Origin of the sequence: Spirosoma sp. (assembly GCF_048594605.1) — a bacterium.
Taxonomy (GTDB): domain Bacteria; phylum Bacteroidota; class Bacteroidia; order Cytophagales; family Spirosomataceae; genus Spirosoma.
On record NZ_JBMDWV010000297.1, the window covers coordinates 32463 to 53453 of the forward strand.

25 protein-coding genes and 1 pseudogene are annotated in these 20991 nt (G+C 47.6%); 12 read left to right on the forward strand and 14 right to left on the reverse strand.

Annotated elements, in window-relative coordinates:
* Positions 1-186: 186 nt before the first annotated feature.
* The 3 genes from ACOJS8_RS17985 to msrA form a co-directional block, all read right to left on the reverse strand.
* On the reverse strand, positions 187-375 hold the full coding sequence (locus tag ACOJS8_RS17985; RefSeq protein ID WP_420149930.1) for a hypothetical protein: 189 nt from the start codon (positions 373-375) through the stop codon (positions 187-189).
* A 202-nt stretch (positions 376-577) separates the two neighbouring features.
* A complete protein-coding gene (locus ACOJS8_RS17990; protein ID WP_420149931.1) occupies positions 578-1786 on the reverse strand; it encodes an MFS transporter in 1209 nt (402 codons plus the stop codon).
* Between the two features lie 86 nt (positions 1787-1872).
* Positions 1873-2538, reverse strand: a complete 666-nt coding sequence (msrA, locus tag ACOJS8_RS17995) for a peptide-methionine (S)-S-oxide reductase MsrA (RefSeq protein ID WP_420149932.1) — start codon at positions 2536-2538, stop codon at positions 1873-1875.
* A gap of 164 nt (positions 2539-2702) precedes the next feature.
* Here msrA and ACOJS8_RS18000 point away from each other — a divergent pair, with 164 nt between their 5' ends.
* Positions 2703-3551, forward strand: coding sequence for an AraC family transcriptional regulator (locus ACOJS8_RS18000; protein WP_420149933.1), 849 nt, complete (start codon positions 2703-2705; stop codon positions 3549-3551).
* 77 nt (positions 3552-3628) lie between these two features.
* Here ACOJS8_RS18000 and ACOJS8_RS18005 read toward each other — a convergent pair whose 3' ends face one another.
* Positions 3629-4180, reverse strand: coding sequence for a fasciclin domain-containing protein (locus tag ACOJS8_RS18005; RefSeq protein ID WP_420149934.1), 552 nt, complete (start codon positions 4178-4180; stop codon positions 3629-3631).
* A 256-nt stretch (positions 4181-4436) separates the two neighbouring features.
* On the opposite strand from ACOJS8_RS18005, the gene ACOJS8_RS18010 reads away from it, so the two are divergent.
* From ACOJS8_RS18010 to ACOJS8_RS18020, 3 genes are all read left to right on the forward strand, one after another.
* Positions 4437-5462, forward strand: a complete 1026-nt coding sequence (locus ACOJS8_RS18010; protein ID WP_420149935.1) for a dipeptide epimerase — start codon at positions 4437-4439, stop codon at positions 5460-5462.
* 4 nt (positions 5463-5466) lie between these two features.
* Positions 5467-6558 carry an aminotransferase class I/II-fold pyridoxal phosphate-dependent enzyme gene (locus tag ACOJS8_RS18015; RefSeq protein ID WP_420149936.1) on the forward strand — a complete coding sequence of 364 codons (1092 nt, stop codon included), beginning with the start codon at positions 5467-5469 and terminating at the stop codon, positions 6556-6558.
* A gap of 75 nt (positions 6559-6633) precedes the next feature.
* Complete coding sequence (locus tag ACOJS8_RS18020) at positions 6634-7083, forward strand: hypothetical protein (RefSeq protein ID WP_420149937.1); 450 nt, start codon at positions 6634-6636, stop codon at positions 7081-7083.
* Between the two features lie 78 nt (positions 7084-7161).
* Here ACOJS8_RS18020 and ACOJS8_RS18025 read toward each other — a convergent pair whose 3' ends face one another.
* From ACOJS8_RS18025 to ACOJS8_RS18045, 5 genes are all read right to left on the reverse strand, one after another.
* On the reverse strand, positions 7162-7998 hold the full coding sequence (locus ACOJS8_RS18025; RefSeq protein ID WP_420149938.1) for a sugar phosphate isomerase/epimerase family protein: 837 nt from the start codon (positions 7996-7998) through the stop codon (positions 7162-7164).
* Positions 7999-8064: 66 nt separating this feature from the next.
* Entirely contained in the window at positions 8065-8988 is a 924-nt protein-coding gene (locus tag ACOJS8_RS18030; RefSeq protein ID WP_420149939.1) for a DUF1338 domain-containing protein, read from the reverse strand.
* A 34-nt stretch (positions 8989-9022) separates the two neighbouring features.
* Entirely contained in the window at positions 9023-9772 is a 750-nt protein-coding gene (locus ACOJS8_RS18035) for an acyl-[acyl-carrier-protein] thioesterase (RefSeq protein WP_420149940.1), read from the reverse strand.
* A gap of 93 nt (positions 9773-9865) precedes the next feature.
* Positions 9866-12070 carry a M28 family peptidase gene (locus tag ACOJS8_RS18040; RefSeq protein ID WP_420149941.1) on the reverse strand — a complete coding sequence of 735 codons (2205 nt, stop codon included), beginning with the start codon at positions 12068-12070 and terminating at the stop codon, positions 9866-9868.
* A gap of 109 nt (positions 12071-12179) precedes the next feature.
* Positions 12180-13205: a zinc dependent phospholipase C family protein gene (locus ACOJS8_RS18045; protein ID WP_420149942.1), complete on the reverse strand. Its 1026-nt coding sequence runs from the start codon at positions 13203-13205 to the stop codon at positions 12180-12182.
* A gap of 90 nt (positions 13206-13295) precedes the next feature.
* Between ACOJS8_RS18045 and ACOJS8_RS18050 the strand changes: the two genes are divergently transcribed.
* The 3 genes from ACOJS8_RS18050 to radC all read left to right on the forward strand — a co-directional run bounded on the left by ACOJS8_RS18050 (position 13296) and on the right by radC (position 14867).
* Positions 13296-13694 (forward strand): Dabb family protein, encoded by a 399-nt coding sequence (locus tag ACOJS8_RS18050; RefSeq protein WP_420149943.1) that lies wholly within the window; start codon positions 13296-13298, stop codon positions 13692-13694.
* 103 nt (positions 13695-13797) lie between these two features.
* Positions 13798-14064 (forward strand): 30S ribosomal protein S20, encoded by a 267-nt coding sequence (rpsT, locus tag ACOJS8_RS18055; protein ID WP_420149944.1) that lies wholly within the window; start codon positions 13798-13800, stop codon positions 14062-14064.
* Positions 14065-14171: 107 nt separating this feature from the next.
* Positions 14172-14867 carry a RadC family protein gene (radC, locus tag ACOJS8_RS18060; RefSeq protein ID WP_420149945.1) on the forward strand — a complete coding sequence of 232 codons (696 nt, stop codon included), beginning with the start codon at positions 14172-14174 and terminating at the stop codon, positions 14865-14867.
* Here radC and ACOJS8_RS18065 read toward each other — a convergent pair.
* The 5 genes from ACOJS8_RS18065 to ACOJS8_RS18085 all read right to left on the reverse strand — a co-directional run bounded on the left by ACOJS8_RS18065 (position 14862) and on the right by ACOJS8_RS18085 (position 18258).
* Positions 14862-15440, reverse strand: a complete 579-nt coding sequence (locus ACOJS8_RS18065; protein WP_420149946.1) for a pseudouridine synthase — start codon at positions 15438-15440, stop codon at positions 14862-14864. The genes radC and ACOJS8_RS18065 overlap by 6 nt on opposite strands.
* Positions 15441-15516: 76 nt before the next feature.
* The gene (locus ACOJS8_RS18070; protein ID WP_420149947.1) at positions 15517-16281 is read right to left on the reverse strand and encodes an exodeoxyribonuclease III; all 765 of its coding nucleotides are present in this window, start codon (positions 16279-16281) and stop codon (positions 15517-15519) included.
* On the reverse strand, positions 16281-16775 hold the full coding sequence (locus tag ACOJS8_RS18075) for a hypothetical protein (protein ID WP_420149948.1): 495 nt from the start codon (positions 16773-16775) through the stop codon (positions 16281-16283). The genes ACOJS8_RS18070 and ACOJS8_RS18075 overlap by 1 nt, the downstream gene beginning before the upstream one ends.
* Complete coding sequence (locus ACOJS8_RS18080) at positions 16766-16963, reverse strand: hypothetical protein (protein WP_420149949.1); 198 nt, start codon at positions 16961-16963, stop codon at positions 16766-16768. Before ACOJS8_RS18080 ends, ACOJS8_RS18075 begins: the two co-directional genes overlap by 10 nt.
* A gap of 71 nt (positions 16964-17034) precedes the next feature.
* Complete coding sequence (locus ACOJS8_RS18085; protein WP_420149950.1) at positions 17035-18258, reverse strand: nucleoside permease; 1224 nt, start codon at positions 18256-18258, stop codon at positions 17035-17037.
* A gap of 187 nt (positions 18259-18445) precedes the next feature.
* Here ACOJS8_RS18085 and ACOJS8_RS18090 point away from each other — a divergent pair, with 187 nt between their 5' ends.
* The 5 genes and pseudogenes from ACOJS8_RS18090 to ACOJS8_RS18110 all read left to right on the forward strand — a co-directional run.
* Entirely contained in the window at positions 18446-19165 is a 720-nt protein-coding gene (locus ACOJS8_RS18090; protein ID WP_420149951.1) for a LolA family protein, read from the forward strand.
* Positions 19166-19339: 174 nt separating this feature from the next.
* Positions 19340-19849, forward strand: a pseudogene (locus tag ACOJS8_RS18095) (Wadjet anti-phage system protein JetD domain-containing protein).
* A 63-nt stretch (positions 19850-19912) separates the two neighbouring features.
* Positions 19913-20077, forward strand: coding sequence for a hypothetical protein (locus ACOJS8_RS18100; RefSeq protein WP_420149952.1), 165 nt, complete (start codon positions 19913-19915; stop codon positions 20075-20077).
* Positions 20077-20538 carry a type II toxin-antitoxin system VapC family toxin gene (locus ACOJS8_RS18105; protein WP_420149953.1) on the forward strand — a complete coding sequence of 154 codons (462 nt, stop codon included), beginning with the start codon at positions 20077-20079 and terminating at the stop codon, positions 20536-20538. Before ACOJS8_RS18100 ends, ACOJS8_RS18105 begins: the two co-directional genes overlap by 1 nt.
* Before the next feature lie 151 nt (positions 20539-20689).
* On the forward strand, positions 20690-20991 hold a 302-nt coding region (locus ACOJS8_RS18110), incomplete at its 3' end, for a DNA adenine methylase (protein ID WP_420149954.1).

The window sequence follows — 20991 nt, forward strand, 5'->3', positions numbered from 1 at the left end:
GTGTTTATATCGTTTACCGTTTTTAACTTAATGCAATAGCCACTTGCACTTGCCTTGTCGAGTTTTTTCCATAGATCTGGGCCAGGTAGTTCTTATCGTCAAGACCAAGGATGTAGCGTGAAATTCCGCTTGTATTCGCACTTATACCAATCTGATCAAACTCCCTGGATTTCCCATCAGCATATTTTATGGTACGAATTTCCTATCCAATACTCGGGTTAGAAGCCGTTTTATTTTCAGTGTTTTACCATCCAGCAACCATAATTTATAGATGGGCATTACTTGCCGAATCATGTGGAGCAACGCTTGCATATCGCTACGTTTTGGTTCAGGCTGGTTAGTTATATACGTTTCAATTTGTTCTTGCGTGTTCATCGGCGATAGTCAATTTCGGGTTACACATTCGCCTTTTATGAGTTAGGTTATTTTTAGTCATGCACTACTTTCAAGCTGAGACCCTATCAGAATATGGCCAAAGGCTGGTACGTCTGCCGTAACTAAAATTGACCGAAGAAAAAGCAAATGAGCCGACATCATGCAGATAGTCGGCTCATTTATTCAGTCGTTAAAACAGACTTTAGAAAAACTTTACAAGCCGCGACAGGGCTGCCGAAAGAAACAGCATAGCGGCAACAAGTCCTAAACCGTAAGAAAGACCGTACGATTCGGCTACAAAACCAATAACAGGTGGACCGGCCAGAAAACCGATGAAACTGAACGTAGCAAACGTTGCCAGTCCGGCTGCTGGTGGAATACCCTCAACGCGCATCGAAGCGCTATAAAGGATTGGCGCACCTAGTGAGCAACCTGCACCCAATAGCGCAAAACCAACTAAAGCTACTGACGGATAGGGTACGAAAATGGCAAGTAACAATCCTGATGCGCCAACTAATCCACCAAGCTGAAGCCAGCGTTTAGCGCCAATTTTAGGAAGTATCGCATCCCCTACAAACCGCAGGCTGGTCATGGTCAACGAAAAAGCACCAAAGCCTAAGGCGGCAATCTGGCTGCTGGCACCAAGCGTCTCGTGTAAGTAGACAGCACTCCAATCGAGTGCAGCGCCCTCACCCATTGCCACCGCCAGGCCAATGAAAATCATGATCAGCAGATCCAGGTTGGGTAATACAAACGATGAGCCCGCCTTTTCACCCGATTCGGTCCGGCTGCTCGACGGAATCGTATTAAGAACAGGCTGAAGCAGGAACGTAATAAGCAGAACCAGACCGGCCATGATCGCCATGTGCACCGAAGGGGATATGTGGAGCGCAATAACAGCCCCCGCAATCCCAGAACCCAGCAATCCACCCAAACTCCACATGCCATGACAGGACGACATGATGGCGATATTCTGTGACCGCTCTACGTTGGTTGCTGCTGTGTTCATAGCCACATTAATCAGCGCGCTGCATAAGCCAACCAGAAACAGTCCAACAGCCATAACGGCTGTATTGGGTGCGTTAATTGGAATACAGATTGCCAGCGTCAAACCGACTGCCGACCAGAAACAGGCTCGCGTTTCGCCAAGTTTCGCGATAATCCAGCCGGTCAATGGGTTCATAATGAGCAGACCAATGGGCATAGCGAACAAAGTCATTCCCAAATCGGCGTCGGAAAGCTGTAATCGCTCCTTAATGTGTGGAATGTGGGCGACCCAACTGCCAAAAAGCAGACTATCTGATGCAAACACCAAACCAACGGCGAGTGCCTGCCGGTTGAGGAAAAACGTCAGCAGGTTCTGGACAAACACGTTACGATTAATTCTGTTAAGAGAAATGGTTGTATTCATGGTACAAAAATAGCCGGTACGTACCGGCTATTTTCAACAATATATTATCCGTTAGCAATGCTGTATTAACTCACTGGGTTTGAAGTCTAGTCAATCATTGTTAACGCTGTATTATTTTTGAGATGACCAGCCATCGCTTTGCGTAGTTTTTCAACCTTTGGCAGCGATACCCGTTGGATGTAAGGCTGATCAGGATGCAGCGCGAAGTAATTCTGATGGTAGTTTTCGGCTGGGTAGAAAACTTTAAAAGGTTCTACCTCTGTTACAACCGGATTCGGGTAATGCTTTGATTCGTTCGTCCGTTTAATGGCAGCCTGAATCTGAGCTTTTTCTTCGGGTGTCCGGTAAAAAATCATGGATCGGTAATCACGTCCAACATCGGGTCCCTGCCGGTTGAGGGTCGTAGGGTCATGGCCTGCAAAGAAAGCATCGAGTAATTGCGAATAGCTAATCACTTTCGGGTCGTAATAAACCTGTACCGTTTCAGCATGGCCCGTTTGGTCGGTGCAGACCTGTTCGTAGGTGGGATTCTTGACCGTACCACCTGCATAGCCCGAAATGACTTCCCGAACGCCTTTGAGCTGGTTCATGCCTTCCTCCATCGCCCAAAAACATCCGCCGGCAAACGTAGCAACGGCTTCGCCCGGTTTAAGAGCTGGTAACTTAGCGGGAGTGTAATCTTTCGATTGGCCTTGTGCACAGCCTGCCAGAAAGAGCAGACTTAACACTACGTATAAACTAAGTTTTTTCATGTCGCCTGATAAGAGTATCTTGTTGGAATATAAACGTTTAAAAACGATTTGCGGTTTCACAAAACAAAAGGAAGAATAGCCCAAAAAGGGAAGATAGCGAGGTAAATCAAGTATAATTTTCAGCTACCCGGAATGTTTCTTCCTTCATCCTTTTTGCCGCTCATATGAAGCTTCAATTTGAAAAGATAGAGCCCGGGGTGGGCAGCTCCTTTCGGGTAATCCATCATACCGAGGTTGACTCCTGTGGCGTATACTGGCATTATCATCCGGAGTATGAAATCGTGTACATTCCTTCGGGCGAGGGGCAGCGACGTATCGGTTCTAACGTATCGCGTTACGAAGCGGGCGAGCTGGTGTTTATTGGCCCCAACTTGCCGCATCTGAATTATAGCTACGGTAAACAGGGAGAGCACGAAGAAATTGTGGTGCAGATGCGCGAAGATTTCATGGGAAGTGACTTTCTTCAGAAACCGGAGTTAAAAGCGGTCCGGCGTTTGTTCGAACGCTCGCATACAGGGCTGGTTTTTAGCGGTGACAGTCAGCAAAAAGTGGGGCAACTGTTGCGGCAAATGACCCGGCAAGTTCCTTTTGAACGGTTTCTGACCCTGCTACGTATATTACAGCTACTGGCGGAAGCTCCTGACGCCCATCCGCTTCATACCGACGGTGTCCGTTTCGACCTGAACCCGAAAGAACAGCAACGTATCAATCGAATCTGTCAATACGTTGAACAGCATTACGCCGATCCGGTAGACATCCGTGCCGTTGCTGATCTGGCCAGTATGACGGTTCCTGCCTTCTGCCGATATTTCAAGCGCATGACCCGGCAAACCTACACTGACTTTGTGAACGAATACCGGGTTAATCAGGCACGTAGCATGCTACAATCCGCCCGGACCGTTGCCGACGTAGGTTTTGCTGTTGGCTTTAACAACCTGTCTCATTTCAACAAAACGTTCCGCACCGTAACCGGACAGACACCCAGTACGTACCGGAAAGCGCTGGCAGAATAAAGTTCAAGGACGTTTCGATACAAAATAAAATCCCTGTGACCATCACAGGGATTTCTCATTTTGGATAGAATCGGAAGTTACGGCATTAGTACTGTATCAATTACGTGAATCACGCCGTTCGATTGATTCACATCAGGGATCGTAACCGTAGCCATGCCGCCTTTCGCGTCGGTCAGTTCAATTTTACTGCCTTTCTGCATGGCGGTCAGCGTACCACCGGCTGCGGTTTTCAATGTAGCTTTTCCACCACCGTCCGAAATGGCTTTCATCAAATCGGCGGCACTCATACGACCCGGTACTACGTGGTAAGTCAGAATGCCCGTGAGCGTTTCCTTATTTTCAGGTTTTACTAATGTTTCAACTGTGCCTTTGGGTAGTTTATCGAACGCCTTATTGGTAGGAGCAAATACGGTAAATGGGCCCGGACCAGACAGCGTTTCAACCAACCCCGCTGCTTTTACTGCTGCAACCAACGTAGTATGATCTTTCGAGTTGACTGCATTCTCAATGATATTCTTTGAGGGGTACATGGGCGCACCACCGACCGTAACGGTTTTTTCCTGGGCAAATGAAACCTGGCTTACAGCCAGTAACGTGATGATAGCGAATGCAAATTTGAACGTCTTCATGATGTTGTCTTTTTGATTTCGTGAAACTGTGTACTGAATGCTTACTGTGTTTGTCGACAACATGCAGACTTACGAGGGAGCCGTACTACTTGGATTTGATAGACGGAAAATATTAATATAATATTTTGATTTTCAACTACTTATATATTTTGGTTGTCGCAAGATTAATTGCCTGTCCCGTGAAAACAGACCGCCGGGCAACAACCCGGCGGAACTAAACCCGCATTCGTTATTCATTTCCCTCTAACTTTGTCGCATGCAGTTAATTCTTCACCGGGTTGATCTTCGCTTAACACATACGTTCACCATTGCTCACGATAGTCGCGATGTGCAGCCAACGCTGATTGTTGAACTGCAGGATGGCAATTACCGGGGTTTTGGCGAAGCTACAGCTACCCGTTATTACGGAATTACGATTGACGGGATGGCTAGCGCGCTGGAAGCCATTCGTGAACGAATCGAAAATCATAGCCTGGCCGATCCTGAACAGTTCTGGGCCGATATGCAACCGTATCTGGCACAGAATTCTTTTGCGCTTTGTGCGCTCGATCAGGCGGCCTGGGATCTGTGGGCGAAGCGACAGGGCCAACCACTCTATAAACTTTGGAATCTCGATCCATCCAATAGTCCGCTGACGGATTACACCATCGGACTGGATTCGCCCGAACGGATGGTCCAGAAAATGCAGGAACGTCCGTGGCCGCTTTATAAAATTAAACTGGGTCGACCGGAGGAAGATATTGCGCTGGTTCAGGCGCTACGTCGGCATACAGATGCTACGTTCCGGGTCGATGCCAATTGCGGCTGGAACGTAGCAGATGCGATACAGAAATCAAAAATCCTGGCCAGTTTAGGCGTTGAATTTATTGAACAACCTTTGCCTGCCGACGATTGGGAAGGGGCTAAACGTGTGTATGAACAATCGGCCTTGCCCATCATTGCCGACGAAAGTTGCATTCTTGAGTCGGACGTTGATCGCTGTGCGGGTTATTTTCACGGTGTCAATATCAAACTAACGAAGTGCGGAGGCATTACGCCCGCCCGACGCATGATTTTCAGGGCTCGTGAGTTGGGGCTACGCGTAATGGTCGGCTGTATGACAGAGTCCAGCGTCGGAATTTCGGCGATTGCCCAGCTGCTGCCATTGCTTGATTACGCGGATTTGGATGGAGCCATGCTGATTGCCAATGATCCGGCTACGGGCGTTACGTTCGGAGACGGTAAGGTTGTTTATGCGAAAGAGAATGGAACGGGTGTGAGATTGAGGCTGGGAAATGAGTGAACGAATGAGTGACGTTTTTGAAATTGACCACCTTCCGAATCGAACGATACGTTATAACGGACAGGAGTACCTTTTCTTCAGTGGAACCGCTTACCTCGGTTTGCAGCAGAATCCCGCTTTTCAACAGTTGGTGATAGAAGCCATTAGCCGGTACGGTACCGTCTTTGGCAGTTCAAGAAATGGAAATCTACGGCTCGGTATCTACGAAGAAGCTGAGTCAAAACTGGCGGCTTCGGTCGGGGCGCAGGCAGCGCTGACGCTTTCGTCGGGGATGATGGCCGGTCAAGTTATTGTCAACTGGTTATGTGGTCAAAACGCTACGTTCCTATATGGGCCAAATGCGCATCCGGCTTTATGGCACCAGCCGAATGTTACGTTGCCAGCGGTGTCGTTTGCCGATTGGACAACGCAGCTCACAGATCAGATACGTAGCGTCTTCGCAGCCAAAACAACGTCGGGACCGGTGGCTATTCTGGTGAACTCGCTTGATGCCGTACGATCGGACTATTACGATTTTGGGTGGGTAAACGATTTACCAGCCGATCTGCCCATTACGCTTATCGTAGACGATTCGCACGGAATCGGCGTGCTGAACAGCGGACGCGGTATCTGGCCTCAAATTGCGCACAGACCGAACGTAATGCTGCTGGTTACGGCCTCGCTGGCTAAGGCGATGGGGCTGCCGGGCGGAGTTATTTTCGGGGAAAATACTACGTTGGCGACGATCCGTCAAACGGCTTTCTTTGGAGCCTGCTCACCTATGCCGCCTGCCTATCTGGATGCTTATTTACGCGCTGGTATGCTCTATGCTGAGGGCCACGAACGACTTACACAAAATATAGGTCTTGCCGAAAAATTGTTGCGGCCAACGGGTTTATTTCAACAGGCTAGAAAATACCCGGTCTTCTTCACAGAACACGATGAGTTGTACCCGTATTTATTGGAAGAAAACATCCTCTTGTACTCGTTTGCTTATCCAACAGCTGCCGACCGGGCTAATACGCGTATTGTAATCAGCGCTTTTCACAAACCGGCTGATATTGAGAAAGTAGCGAGCAAAATTGATAGTTATTCGCTTTATAAATACAGACGATAGGAAAGAGTAGCTTACGTAGGTTATCTGATTGTTTTTGCTCTAATTTGTTCAATTACCAACTCAAGCGGATTATTTATGAAAAATCTTATTCTAATTCTTTTCGTCACTGTAGTCTTTACTGCCTGTAAAAAAAATGACGACCCCGCCCCGGATGCTGCTACTGCTGTAGCCGGTACGTATGCACTTACTCTGTTTGGGCAGGACACGGGTGATGGCACGGGCTATGAAGAGTACGAGCTACCTGTTGTTAGTGGGGGAACAACGTTACTATCAGGAACAATGACAGCTTCCCGGGATGATGCCAACACCATTACGCTGGCTGTATCGCTTAAGCAGGCAGGGCAGGCTGATGATAATCAGACACTTGGTCAGGTGACGTTACAAAAAAGCGGTAGTGGATACGATATGCTGGACAATTCCTCTAAAGTAGGTACGATTGACGGAACAAATGTTCTTCTTGATGTAAGCATCCCTGCCAGTGGTACGCTGGCGGCCGGGCGATTCGTGTTCAAGGGTAAAAAGTAAAACTAAACTGCCTGAGACAAAACAGCCCGCTTTTCACAAAAGCGGGCTGTTTTATTAAAATTTATCTAGCGAAGTTTGTTATAAACGCTCCAGAAAGGCTATGCTGGCGGGTACTTGTTCTAGCGAACGAGAGGATTCGTCTTCGATGAAATAATACTTTACGCCCGATTTTTTTGCCTGCTTCATGATCGCGGTTATGCCTACATCACCCTGGCCCAGCGTTACGTTCGATTCGACATCGCCATGACCGGTATTCGAGTCGGGTGTGCCAGGTTTACGATCTTTGAGGTGCATGAGCAGAAACCGTTTCGGGTATTTCTGCAGAATAGCAACCGGATCGTAACCGGGGGCCTTTACCCAGAAAACATCCATCTCGAAATTAACATACTTAGGATTCAGATTTTCCGCCAAATAGTCGAAGAACGTACCATCTTTATAAATCTGAAACTCATAGCCATGTGTGTGGTAGCAGAGCGTAACCCCGTTGTCGGCCAGTAATTTACCTGCTGTGTTCAGTACGTCGATGGAGCGGTCGGCGTCGTAGATGGTGAATGCATCGCCTGCGTGAGGAAGCCAGAAACACGCTACGTATTTAGCGCCTAACGCTTTGGCTTCGGCCAGAACCTTCGGTACGTTATTGTCCAGATCTTCGTAGCTGGCGCCCATGCTGATCGCTTTAAGGCCGTTCTGGTTCAGCACTTTCCTGAACTCGGCCGGACTTAATCCATACGTACCGGCCACCTCAACTTCCCGGAATCCCATCTGCTTTACTTTTGCCATAGTACCCGGAACATCTTTCGAGAACTGATTACGAAAACTATATAGCCCTAACCCAACTGGTGCGGCTTTCTGAGCGAACGCAGCCAGCCCCGATACGAGTAGCCCCAGCAGGAGAAACGTAGATTTTGTTTTCATAAGTGATTAGGTTTTCAGGGTTCAGATACGCGTTATCGAGTACGTGACAAAACTTAAAACAATGCCTTATCTACCCGTTTGCGTGGTAAACGTACTCTCAAAAATCTTATCGGCATTTCCCGTCTCGAAGCCTTCGCGCCGATGCTGGCGGGTAATCTGGTCGGCGGGTACATCTTTAAATTGAGGCAGTATTCGTCGCTCAGCAAATTCTACGTAAGAACCGGCAATACGGAACGTAGCATCGTCTGCAAACTCCGCATCGATCATCTGTGCCACAGTGGAAGCTTGCCGCAAACCGCCATCCGGGCTTACTTTGATTGTACCACCTGCTGAGTTAAGCCGGAGCCCCCGACGTTCCAGAAACGCTACGTATTCGTCGATGCTGTTGTAACCCGGTTTCAGATTATGGACACTGATGGTGAAGTGGTTCAGGTAATAGCGATTGTAAATTACCCAAGCAGCATACTCGCTTTCTTTCAGTAACGTCTGATAATCGGCTAATGTAGGGGTTTGCCAAAGGGGCTGATGCAAAAATTGGTCAATAGCTTCGGCGTCGTCCAGATCCAGCGCATCAACCGGGTCGCTCGTTACGGTGTCCGTGTAGCGGTGAATGATACGTTGTGCTTCTTCTGACAGTTCATGGACACGTAGCTCACTGGCAAAAATGCGGGGATAATGTGGCTCTGGCGAATTCACGCCGGGAGGGCTATACCAGTACGCAGTTAATTTCTTCTCCGTGAAGTTGTATTCGTCCCTTTTTTGGTAACCGTAATGCAGAAAAATCTTTTCAAACGACGCAATCCCCAGATTCGGTACGCCCATTGTCCGGAAGGCAATATGGTCGTTCTCTATTTCATCCGGCGACGTAATGATGCCTTCCGCAATCATTGAATTGATTACGTTCTGTACATCAGGAACGCGTTCACTGTATCGACGCATCAGGCCACTCAGTACGGCGTCTAGGGTTTGAGTTGGTGATGAAGTTTGCATAACGATTTAATTGATTCAGGTTCGACACTTTACCTTAGTTGAACGTCCACCGGCTACGTGCCAGCAGTACGTCCTTTCCTGACTCCTGCTGAACAATCCGGTGAATAAACGTAGTAGGCGACTCAGATACCGCCTGCACCTGCATTTGGTCGCCCCAATGACTTTCGGTACGGTCAACTAAATCAATTTCGCTTAATTCGCCAGTCTGAAGCGTTTCTTTGTCCAGTGCTTCGATCAGCCAGTGCACATACGCTACGTTGTTGACGTGCTGGTTTTGATCAATGCTCAGCCAGCCCACTTCCACATCTTTGCCAGTAGCTGGTGTAAACGGTTTTGTCTGGAAATCAGGCTTGGTCGGTAGCTTTGGTAAAGGATCGAATCCAGTTGGTGGATTCAAACGTTTAATGAAGTCGGGCAGGGGGACCATCGCTCTTTTTTCGATGCTGAAAACAAGCCATACGCTGGTCGCATCGGCCAGAAGTTGCCCCGTTTCATCTTCTACCCGAAAATCACGATAAATAAAGAACTTTTCAACAGCGGTTGGATACGTAATAACCCGGATCGTCTGGCCATAGCGAGGATACTGATGCATTCGTAGTTGAAAGCGCATAAGCATCCAGCCGAACCCCTGTTGCTCCAGATCAGCGATACCGATACCATAATCAATGGCGTTCCGATTGGCGGATTCCTGCATGAAATTCATTAGCGCCGGAACACTCAACCGCCCGAAAGCGTCGCACTCGTAACCCCGCAACGTAAACGTATCGGTTTGAATAAAAGCCATGTATTAACTAAAAAGACAGCCAAAAATAGACGAAAAAAGCAGAGCCACGATTTTAAATCGTGGCTCTGCTACGTACCAAGAGAAAAGAACAGATTACTTACTGCTGCCAACCGCCGATGGACTACCCATGCCCTGCGAAAGAGCGAGGAGTTTGTCGCTAAGCGTTTGAATCGCTTTTTTATACCGAGCTTCGATGTCGGGAAGATTAGCCGTCGATTTCAGCGAGGCTTCGTATAATAAGCCCGGCAACATCCAGGAAGCGTACCCGCTATTGGGGTCCGACGAAGCGTATAGCGATTTGTACCAGCCACCGAACGCATTGCCTTTGGGGTCGATAAAAGCCCGTTCAAGCAAGCGTAATTCTTTATTCAACTCCACCAGTTTATCAGTACGTCCCGATTTTAGATAATTTTGACGAGCTAATTCGCAGGCATCGGCATTCTTTTTCAGGTCAGTCACTACGTTCAGCAGTGGCGAGATGGAATACGTTGGTGCATATGCCTGAATGGCTTTTTCAGCGGCTTTCAGGTGAACTTCCAGATCCGTTGGGTAACGCGCTACGTCGTACGGAACCAGATCGGCATTCGCGAGCCGGAGTGTCATTGTGCCTACCACCTGTTCCATTGTTGGGCCCATTTTGTAGGTAGGGTCTGCGAATTTGTCGTAGAAATACAGATCGTCGTATTGCGAGTGATACAGCGTTGGGCCTTCCATACCCGCGCTCAGTGACGGAATACCAATGTGCATATAGGGCGCTATATGATCGGAGCCACCACCCAGATTGCCAATGGTTGGTTCGCCCGCCATCACCGCCGGAGCCGATGAGCCCGTCACGCGAGTAGGATTACCGGCCGCTTTATGCCCTAGCCAATGCTGATAAACGGTTTTGTTGGAATCAGGATATTGAACCGACTGTGTGGCTTCGATAATTAGTTTTTTCATCGATGGCGATGCACTGGCGCCAAATTTCCGTCCTGAAACGGCGGCATCGTAGTTCATATAAGCAACGGCTTTCTGGGTCAACTCGTCGCGAAATTGTTCGCTCCATTCAGCCGAGCCAATCACGCCCGGTTCTTCGGCATCCCAATGGCACACTTTAATCGTACGGCGGGGCCGTTGCCCTGCTTTCGCTAATTTGCCCAGCGACTCTGTCATGCTCAGCAACATGGCTGTTCCCGAATTAGGGTCTGTAGCGCCGTACGACCACGCATCGTAATGACAACCGGCAATAATCCATTCGTCCGGAAATTCGGCTCCGGTTAACGTACCAACCACCTGATAAATACGCTGAATTGCTTTTTCCTGCTTCACCATTAAGCGCACTTTCAGGTCTTTGCCACCTTCCAGACGATACGTATAGGGTAAACCACCCTGCCAACCGGCCGGAACGGCTTGGGTGCCCGTCATGCGTTTCAGAATTTCGGTGGCCGAACCATAAGGAAGGGGCGTAACGGGAATCTTGTGCAACACTACGTCCTTGATATCGAGACGTTTCGGGGTATTTTTCGCGTCCATCGGCAAGGCTGCTTCGCCGGGGGTGAGGGGATCGCCGGTATAAGGCGTGGTAATCAGCGAACCGCGCTGAATCACGCTTTCGCTATAATACGGTCCTTCCGGAAATGTAAGGCCGCGCATGTAGCCCGAGTCGGCAGGGTCGGTAAAAATGATAACGCCAATCGCTCCGGCAGCCTGCGCAAACTGCGCTTTATAACCCCGGAAATTACCACCGTAGCGCGCCAGCACAATCTTACCGTTCACCGAAATGCCCATCGCTTTCAATTGCTCAAAATCTTCCTTCCGACCATAATTGGCATACACGACTTCGGCCGTTACGTCGCCCGAGCCCGACCAGGCGTTGTATCCGGGCGTCAGGCGTGGATCACCGCTGTACTTATCCTCTTTAAATAAAAACTCGCGGATATTCAGTGGCTGACGTATGGGCTCAACCAGTTCAACGGCAATGTCGCCGGGACCTTTGGGCAGTAATACGTCGTGCGGATAAATGTCTACCTGCCAACCGGCTTTTCGCATGGTTTCAGCGATGTAGTCACGTACCTGCTCATTTTCTTTCGAACCCGTGATGTGCGGAACGCTACTCAGTTTTTCAAGATGCTGCTTGAAGGCAGCCGACGATTGTTTGGCTTTAAAATCAGCTTCAAGCTTGATTTGTGCTGCCTGACGCGCCGGAACAAACCCGGAGAGAGTAGGAGTCGTGGTTGACTGCCCCAATACGGAAGTTACTCCCGAAAATAAGGCCAGCGCCAGCCCCACTGTTTTTAACAAAGGAAAATGTTGCATGAGGATCAGATTGAAGATGCTCAAATATCGACATTTAGGCTGATACGTTAAGGGGCAGATTATGGCTACTTTTTGAGAATATTTTGAATAATCTCGTTATTCTAGTATTTTATTCCTCACTTCTTGCCTGAAACAGCCTCTTTAGCCAACTTTTCTTTTCCTCAGCTTCTTCTTTTAGCTCATCATCTGTCATTTTGTGCGCAGCTAGCGCCCGCAAATCGGGTTGTCCGGCATCAACCCAGCAGGTATACCAGAAATCACCAACCATTTTTACCGACGCCCGCATCTGACGCTCTACCTGACCCCGTAGCTGGTCATGGTATTTTCGGGAGAAATCGGCTGAATAGACTTTAGTCGTCACACCGTTACGTTCCTCAAAGCCAAATTTGCGAGTCTCACCGACTATTTCGGTCAATTGCCGCTCAAAACGAAGCACAGAATCCAGGGCGGCATTTGCCTTAAATACAGCGCGCCAAGCCACTTTCTGGGGCGAATACACATACTCCGCCTGACCCGTCAGAAAATCATACTCCGTGCTAAACAATTCGGGTAGTCGCGATTCCCAGAAGCCATGAATACCCTGCTGATTGGTTAGTTGGCCGCTGTAGTTACGGGTTGTGTGCAAGGGAACGTTGGCGTCGGCAATATAATGCCCCAAATCAGCAGCTACGCGCAGGATACGTCGTACGTTACGTTCCTTAAACGCTTCGGTCAACTGGTATTTTGTTAGTTGAATCTGCCAGGGAACAATGCCATGCAAAGCCAGCGTATCAGCGCCGTAGCGATCAGCCGCGTCTTTGTAGTAACGGGGTAAGATTGTTGACGACGTATCGGAATAGGCATCCAAATCTATGAAATGGCGGGGCGCTTCGCCCACAACCGCGTACCGACGCTTGTCAGGATTGACCGCGTTATCGGTTAAATAATTGATGTGCTTTTTAAAAAAAGGCATCATATCAACCGGCAACGTAAATACCGCCAAACGATTGATCTGTTGATGTGCATAAAACCCCCATATGGGTGCCTTTCCAACTGCCTTTTCCGATAAGTTACCGCTGCCGCTCAATAAACTCCCGGAAAAAATATGACTCAAAACTATTAGCCAAATAAAACAGTTGTACATTTGACAAAACATGGTACTTTTAGTGAAAAATATTTAACTATTTGGCTAAACTTCCTTGTTGTTCAGAATAAAATTTCGAAAAAAGAGAAAACCTCAAAAACCATGAATGCTAAATCAAAAGGATATACACTAATCATTGTTCTGATGTGTGCGTTTGCCTTAATAATCTATGGTGCTTATTCACCTGCGCGAAAAGCCCAGAAACAGCAAATTGTGTGTGTTAAATTCAAAAATGGGGTCGAAAACAAAGCTGTTGAACAGCATATGAGCGATTTTGCCGCCCTAAAGCACGAAATTCCACAGATCGTGGGTTACACGTCTGGCAAGACAATTCGGCCAAATCAGGCTGTTTCTGATTATGACGTCATGCATTACCTGACGTTTCAGAGTGAGGACGATATCAAAGTATTTGAGAACACCCCGGCTTACAAAGAATTTGTAGCTCAGCACAAAGGAATCTGGGAAAAAACCTTGATTGTCAACGCCGATATTCGGCAATAGACCTGGATGATCAGGAAGAAATTCGGCTCGAACTATTGGTTGTTCCAACCGAATTTCTTATTTTTGCGCCCTCATATCGCGACAAGATCTCATTTATATACCAATGGCAAACCATAAGTCATCAAAAAAAGCAATCCGTTCGAGCGCTAAAAAGCGGTTGCAAAACCGTTATCAGCACGTTACGACCCGGAACATGGTGAAAAAACTCCGCACGACAACTGATCATGCAATGGCAGTTGAACTGTTCAAGTCGGTATCGTCGGCACTGGACAAACTCGCTAAGCGTAACATCATTCATAAGAACAAAGCCGCCAATAACAAGTCGAAACTGGCTCGTATGGTAAATAACCTGAAACCTGCTGCTGCTTAGTCAAAGTAGGATTTTAGCTTGCTGATATGTCTTTACGGAACCTTACCTTTTTGCGGGTAAGGTTTTTTTATGCACTTTGTCGATGAAAATCGATTTGTGATATACTTATGACGTATCAAACCTCTGGTACTATTCAGAGCTGGGCTGAAGAAGACCGTCCGCGCGAAAAATTGATGCTTAAAGGCAAAGCGGCTTTATCGGAGGCCGAACTCATCGCCATTTTGATCAACTCCGGCACGGTTGATCTGACGGCGGTCGACGTAGCGAAAATCATCCTCAAAAGTGTCGGAAATAACCTGAATGATCTGGCTAAATTAAGTATCAAGGATTTGTCGAAATTTCGGGGCATTGGCGAAGCGAAAGCCATCAGTATTGTGGCTGCGCTCGAACTGGGGCGCCGACGGAAAGAGCAGGACCGCCCGCAACGCGCCCGCGTTACGTGCTCCCGCGATGCGTACAATGAAATGATTCCGCACTTGATCGACAAACCACACGAAGAATTCTGGATTTTGCTGATGAATCGCGCGAACGAAATTCTGCGCCCTGTGCAAATTAGTACAGGCGGTATCGCCGGAACCGTTGCCGATCCCAAAATCATTTTTAAACAAGCCATTGAACACCTGGCTTCGTCCATAATTCTGTTTCATAACCATCCGTCGGGTAACCTGATGCCTTCGCAGGCTGATAAAGACTTGACGCGTAAGCTGAAAGACGCTGGCCGAACTCTGGATATTCCGGTGCTCGATCACCTGATTTTCACCGACAAAGCGTACTACAGTTTCGCCGACGAAGGCATTTTATAAGCGCAAACCACGTAGCACTTCGTCCCGACTCAACGCCCGAACCTGGCCGGGCTGCATGTTCTCGGCTGTAAGCGATTCAATAGCCCACCGGACCAGACGTAGCGTTGGAAAGCCAACTGAAGCCGTCATTTTGCGGACCTGCCGATTTTTTCCTTCGTGCAGCGAAATGGACAGCCAGGATGTTGGAATACTGGCTCGGTACCGTATCGGCGGATTGCGTTCAGGCAACACGGGTTCAGCAATAATGCGGGCGTCGGCGGGCAACGTAGCATACGATTTTCCATCGACCGAAATCGTGACGCCAGCCGATAACTGACGACAGGCATCGTCCGTTAATGCGCCGTCCACCTGCACATAATACGTTCGGTTATGCCGAAACTTCGGATTGAGTAACCGATGGTTTAGTTGCTTATCATTCGTTAACAGAAGCAGGCCTTCGCTGTCCGCATCGAGTCGGCCAACGGGATAAACGTCTTTCGGAAAAGCATAATCCAGGTCGGCCAGGGTTGGTTTGTCGCCTTCCTGACTGAACTGCGAAAGCATAAGGTAAGGTTTGTAGATGAGAAAATACATGTCCAATGATTGAATTGTTGAATGATTGAATTGTTGAATGAGAGCGTGATAAAAATTCAATCATTCAACAATTCAATCAGTCGCTCAGTGACAACCACACCGGACAATGGTCGGCGTGAACGGCGTCGGGAAGCATTTTAGCGTCGATAATCCGGTCGCGGAGATTGTCGGTTAGAGATGCATAATCTATACGCCAGCCTTTGTTATTGGTACGTGCACCAGCCCGATAACTCCACCAGCTATACGCTACGTCGTCAGGATGTTTATAACGAAACGCATCGGTCATTCCTGAACCAAACCACTGATCCATCCAGGCACGTTCTTCGGGCAGAAAACCCGTTGTATTTTTGTTACGTATCGGATCGTGAATGTCGATGGCGTTGTGCGCAATGTTGTAATCGCCCACCACAATCAGCTTCGGCCGCGTTTGACGTAGCGTTTCGACGTACTGATAAAAATCACGCAGAAACTCCATCTTAACTCCTTGGCGTACTTCGCCTGTTGTTCCTGAAGGAAAATAGCAATTTAACAGCGTTAGGTCGTCAAAGTCGGTACGTAGTATGCGGCCTTCGCAATCATAAACCGGCAAGCCGCAGCCGAGTACTACGTTCGTTGGAGCAATTTTGGAGAACGTTGCTACGCCCGAGTAGCCTTTTTTTTCGGCTGCGTGCCAGTGATAGCAATAACCTAATTGTTCGAAAACCGACAAATCCACTACGTCGGTGGTAGCCTTAACTTCCTGAAAACAAAGAACATCGAAGCTGTTCTGAGAAAGCCAGTCAAGCAGGCCGTTACGGATAGCGGCCCGGATGCCGTTGATGTTGTAAGAAATAAGTTGCATTAATCTTTTTTCTGGTTACGGTCGCGTTCCTCCATTTCCTTAATAAAATCGTCAATCTGGATAATATCCCGTAAATCCTGATCGCGCCTTGCCCACACTTTTGTCTGGCGTAAGTCATTGAGATGTAAAAAATGGACGCTAACTCCTCGCTCATCCTGATAACTTCGCGAACGTTGATAACACGCGTCAAAATCCAGTTTGGAATGAACTCTGGTCATTACGTCGATAACACCCAGCAAACCAAACACGATTGGTTGCGTAAAATTATGTTGGCTCAGTTCGGTCAACTCATCTGACGTGAAGCCCATACACAGTAGCGTCTGAATAAACCGTTCGCCATTTTCCTGTGTGGGCTGTAACCAAACATCAAAATCTTCTGTATTCCGTCGAATCCCATTCAAATACATGGCAAAACCGCCGATAATCATGTAGACCAACTGATTATCGGCGGCACATTTTGTAAAATCAAGATAATCCTGATTCGCTATATCCATGAGGGTTTATGTATAGTCAATCGTTTGTCGGTTTTCTTTTTAAGCCCGAACATAAGCCGATTTTTCGCCCGCATATTCATAAAACTGACGAACAACTCATCGGGAGTCATGTTCATCCCATCCCGCAAAAATTGTCGGTAAGGTTCGTTTAGATCCTTATAAATCACTATCCGTCGTTTCGTTTCCATAACTAATATTTGTAATGGATAATGAACAATTGAGAACGGTCCATTATCCATTTTACATTATTCATTGTCAATCATCCATTAATCTTTACCAACTCATCTTCCTGCGCGAGCGTCCGTTTTTTGTCGGTAAATAACAGGACAAAGACGATTAAAACAGCCGCTGCGATGCCCGCCGGAACCAGCCAGACGGCCAGCCAGTCTTTGCTGCCATCGGGCCGGGTGTACATATCCAGTACCATGCCCGATAGTTTAGAGCCGATGCCCATACCAATACCGTACGTAGCGAGCGAGATAAGTCCCTGAGCCGATGATTTGATTTTTTCGCCCGCCTTGTTGTCGGTATAAATCTGGCCCGTTACGAAGAAGAAATCATAGCAAACCCCGTGCAGAACGATAGCCAGATAAAGCATCCATTCACCCGAACCACCATCGCCATAACCAAAGCAGAGGAAGCGAATAATCCAGGCGACCAGGCCAACAATCAGCATTTTCTTAACGCCGAGACGCGTGTACGCCAATGGAATCAGTAGCATAAAAATCACTTCCGACGCTTGCCCCAGCGACATTTTGTTCTCTACATTCTGCATACCACCATCTGTCAGAGATGGGTTGGCCATAGCGTAGTAAAACGACAGCGGAATACAGATCAGCACCGACGACAAAAAGAAAATAGCAAACGAGCGATCTTTAAATAATTTGAACGCATCCAGTCCCAGAATCTGCGAGAACGTAGTAGACGTAGTCGCTTTAGGAGGTGTGTCGGGAAGGAAGAACGAGAAAACGCCTAGAACAAGCGCCGAGTACATCGATAATTGGAAAATCGTTACTTTATCGCCAAAGCCGTAATACCCCACAATGTTTGTCACAATGATCCAGGCAACCGTACCCAGCACCCGAATACCCGGAAACTCTTTTTCGGGCGTGGTCATCTGCTGCATGGCAATGGACGAGGTCAGGGCCAGCGTTGGCGCGAACGTAATGCAATACGCCAGAATCAGGTAGAAAAAGTTATTGGGGTCGGTGTTTTGCGTAATGAAATACAGCACCACAGCTCCCAGCAGATTCAGAACACCCAATACCTTCTGGGCTGCAAAATATCGGTCGGCAATCATACCCACGAAAAACGGGGCAATGATCATAGCCAGCGAAAAAGCCGCATACGCGTTACCTACCTGATCGCCAGTAGAATGAAGTTGAGTCAAGAGGTATTTACTCATCTGTCCATACCAGGACCCCCAAACAAAAAACTGGAGGAACATCATAGCAGAGAGTTTAATTCGGGTTGTTGCAAGCATCTTAAAATTTTAATTATAGGTTTCAGTGTATGAAGGTAGATAACGACTGTCAGCCCTGCAAGCCGATTAGCCCCGAAAGTTGCCGACCATGAAGAAACCTGTCCATATTATCTGAATTGTGCAGACTATTACCCTATCGTTTATGTAGTGGATTCAGTATATTTGATATAGTTTCTGACAAACTTTCATGAAAAAACAACTGATTACCCTCGTTGCCCTGGTGGCAATTCCGGCTTTATCCTTTGCCCAGACAGCCGATGAAATTATCAATAAGAACCTAGCGGCCATAGGCGGAGCTGATAAGATTGCTGCCGTTAAATCGCTCCAGTACGATCAGAATATGAGTATTATGGGGCAGGAGCTGACAGGCAAGACCGCCGTTGTTGTCGGGCAGTCGTATCGTAGTGATATGTCTATTATGGGGCAGCAGGTCACCCAGGCTTTTGACGGGGATAAAGGCTGGGCTGTTAATCCTATGACGGGCGGTACGGCTCCTCAGGCGATTCCAGACGATCAACTAAAAATGATGAAGGGTAATGCATCGGTCATCGGAGCTGATCTGGCTATCGCAAAAGATAAAAAATACCCGGTCGAGCTGGTGGGTAAGGAAAAGCAGTATGACAAAGACGTATTTAATCTGAAAGTAACCCGTCCGGAAGGGGTTGCGAATTACTTCGTCGATGCGGCTACGTATCAATTGCTCGGCATGAAAGCGATGGTCAATGTGCAGGGGCAATCATCTGAGGTAAAAGTCAAATACGGTAATTATAAAACGGTTGACGGGCTAACCATTCCGTCTTCGTTAGAACTTGAAAACCCGGGTATGCCTGCTCCACTGACCATTAACCTGACGAACATTACGTTCAACCCCAAAATCGACCCCTCGATCTTTGCCATGCCCAAGTAAAGGCAGGCCACTGTTTTTACTTCCCAAAGAGACGCGCCAAACGCGTCTCTTTTTTGTTAGCATATACTATAAGTGATTGCATACCCTGTTCGATCTTTTGGTATCGGGCCATTTAAATGACGACGAATCCGCTTTCTAAACTTTTGTTCGAATGTCTGAGAGCCATTAGTCAGGATTCGGTTTCTGGATGAGTCGTTACGTATATACTTGGCGTTATCGCACATCAGCGTCTGGTTAAGCGAGTTTCGTGCGTTACGTCAGGACGGCGGCCGCGTGTTCATCATCGAAAACCTGACGTCGTTCCTGACCTTCCCCAACCGCCCCGACAGTCTGGCCATCTGGGGTGGGGGCTTTGCCGTTACGTTGCTAGGCGGCACTGACTGGCTCCACGACAAACAACTCTACTATTGGGGTGATCTGGAAGCTCACGGTTTCCAGATACTCGACCAGTGCCGCAGACACTTCCTCCAAACCTAATCCCTGCTCATGGACCGCGCTACGTTCAAGGCCCATAAGCCTCTCCTCAGCCAAGGCGAAACAACACCCTTAACGGAATTGCCACATCTAACGGATGAGGAACGTAGCTTGTTTCAATTGCTTAACCGCAACGGCTGGCATATTGAGCAGGAACGGTTTGGGGAGGAGTGGGTGGGTGAAGTGTTAGTCAGGAAGCCTGGATTGTGAAGTAACAAGAAGCTTTGTTAACGTATATTTTGTAGATTTGACAAGGATTATTTTGTAGAAGTTATGAAGCCAGACAAACCCGTTAACGTACGCGAATCCGACAAAGTCGCCAAACGTAAAAAGAAACGCAACCTGGATAATTCAACGCTGAAGCCATTCTTTGGTAAAGGCCCCGAAAAAATCTGGGATAAGGATATTTATACGGGTGAGGGTAATTTCAGTTTCTGATGGACGAGATTATTATCGACACCATTGTTCTGGACTATCTGACCCGTAACCAAAAAGCTTTATCACCGACCGCCCGGACACGAATTGAACAGGCAGATACAGTGTATGTTTGTGTGGCAAATCTATGGGAATTAGCTAATCACATTCGGGAAGGGCTTATTGTTCTGGATACTGATTTTGACAGCTTCTACCAAAGAGCATTACAGACGTTAGGTATTACGTTGCTTGATTCACAATGGTCAGCAATCAGTTACCTCACTACATTCGACTACCAGATTATAAGCAAACCTTGGCAGCGAATTATTAATGGAAAACCTACAACGGGTATTAAGCAGGAATTGCACAAAGACCCATTCGATAGAATGATTATTGCTCATGGATTGGTTATGAATCTTCCCGTCGTTTCTCCCGATACGTTCTTCCCTCATTACGCCGACAGAGGTTTGCAAGTAATTTGGTAGTGAAATAAAGATTAACATAAAAAGATTACGTTCTTCAGGCAGTAAGTTTACACCCTAAGATTTCTGTTTCTTAATGACTTCCACATCGCCACTACGATACCCAGGGGGTAAGACTCGTTTTACTAAATTTATTCTATCTGCATTATCTCTTTTGGAAGCTCCTGTTGAGGTTTTTGCTGAACCATTCTGTGGTGGAGCTGGTGTTTCAATTGCCTTGTTAGAAGCGAAGAAAGTTCAACGGATAGCTATTAATGATATAGACCCACTCGTATCCAGCTTTTGGAAAATAGTTTTTGGCAGGGGACGTAGATCAAGAGACGATTTAGAGTGGCTCATTCAACAGATTGAGTCAGTTGATATCTCGTTAGAGGAATGGCGTTATCAAAAGGGCTTAAAACCAAGTAATTTAAGAGAAGCTGCTTGGAAATGTCTTTTTCTAAATCGTACGAGTTT

Bases quoted from the DNA above. Each gene is read 5' to 3' on its own strand.
- ACOJS8_RS17985 (WP_420149930.1), bottom strand. From the start codon at position 375: ATGAACACGCAAGAACAAATTGAAACGTATATAACTAACCAGCCTGAA.
- ACOJS8_RS17990 (WP_420149931.1), bottom strand. From the start codon at position 1,786: ATGAATACAACCATTTCTCTTAACAGAATTAATCGTAACGTGTTTGTC.
- msrA (WP_420149932.1), bottom strand. From the start codon at position 2,538: ATGAAAAAACTTAGTTTATACGTAGTGTTAAGTCTGCTCTTTCTGGCA.
- ACOJS8_RS18000 (WP_420149933.1), top strand. From the start codon at position 2,703: ATGAAGCTTCAATTTGAAAAGATAGAGCCCGGGGTGGGCAGCTCCTTT.
- ACOJS8_RS18005 (WP_420149934.1), bottom strand. From the start codon at position 4,180: ATGAAGACGTTCAAATTTGCATTCGCTATCATCACGTTACTGGCTGTA.
- ACOJS8_RS18010 (WP_420149935.1), top strand. From the start codon at position 4,437: ATGCAGTTAATTCTTCACCGGGTTGATCTTCGCTTAACACATACGTTC.
- ACOJS8_RS18015 (WP_420149936.1), top strand. From the start codon at position 5,467: ATGAGTGACGTTTTTGAAATTGACCACCTTCCGAATCGAACGATACGT.
- ACOJS8_RS18020 (WP_420149937.1), top strand. From the start codon at position 6,634: ATGAAAAATCTTATTCTAATTCTTTTCGTCACTGTAGTCTTTACTGCC.
- ACOJS8_RS18025 (WP_420149938.1), bottom strand. From the start codon at position 7,998: ATGAAAACAAAATCTACGTTTCTCCTGCTGGGGCTACTCGTATCGGGG.
- ACOJS8_RS18030 (WP_420149939.1), bottom strand. From the start codon at position 8,988: ATGCAAACTTCATCACCAACTCAAACCCTAGACGCCGTACTGAGTGGC.
- ACOJS8_RS18035 (WP_420149940.1), bottom strand. From the start codon at position 9,772: ATGGCTTTTATTCAAACCGATACGTTTACGTTGCGGGGTTACGAGTGC.
- ACOJS8_RS18040 (WP_420149941.1), bottom strand. From the start codon at position 12,070: ATGCAACATTTTCCTTTGTTAAAAACAGTGGGGCTGGCGCTGGCCTTA.
- ACOJS8_RS18045 (WP_420149942.1), bottom strand. From the start codon at position 13,205: ATGTTTTGTCAAATGTACAACTGTTTTATTTGGCTAATAGTTTTGAGT.
- ACOJS8_RS18050 (WP_420149943.1), top strand. From the start codon at position 13,296: ATGAATGCTAAATCAAAAGGATATACACTAATCATTGTTCTGATGTGT.
- rpsT (WP_420149944.1), top strand. From the start codon at position 13,798: ATGGCAAACCATAAGTCATCAAAAAAAGCAATCCGTTCGAGCGCTAAA.
- radC (WP_420149945.1), top strand. From the start codon at position 14,172: ATGACGTATCAAACCTCTGGTACTATTCAGAGCTGGGCTGAAGAAGAC.
- ACOJS8_RS18065 (WP_420149946.1), bottom strand. From the start codon at position 15,440: ATGTATTTTCTCATCTACAAACCTTACCTTATGCTTTCGCAGTTCAGT.
- ACOJS8_RS18070 (WP_420149947.1), bottom strand. From the start codon at position 16,281: ATGCAACTTATTTCTTACAACATCAACGGCATCCGGGCCGCTATCCGT.
- ACOJS8_RS18075 (WP_420149948.1), bottom strand. From the start codon at position 16,775: ATGGATATAGCGAATCAGGATTATCTTGATTTTACAAAATGTGCCGCC.
- ACOJS8_RS18080 (WP_420149949.1), bottom strand. From the start codon at position 16,963: ATGGAAACGAAACGACGGATAGTGATTTATAAGGATCTAAACGAACCT.
- ACOJS8_RS18085 (WP_420149950.1), bottom strand. From the start codon at position 18,258: ATGCTTGCAACAACCCGAATTAAACTCTCTGCTATGATGTTCCTCCAG.
- ACOJS8_RS18090 (WP_420149951.1), top strand. From the start codon at position 18,446: ATGAAAAAACAACTGATTACCCTCGTTGCCCTGGTGGCAATTCCGGCT.
- ACOJS8_RS18100 (WP_420149952.1), top strand. From the start codon at position 19,913: ATGAAGCCAGACAAACCCGTTAACGTACGCGAATCCGACAAAGTCGCC.
- ACOJS8_RS18105 (WP_420149953.1), top strand. From the start codon at position 20,077: ATGGACGAGATTATTATCGACACCATTGTTCTGGACTATCTGACCCGT.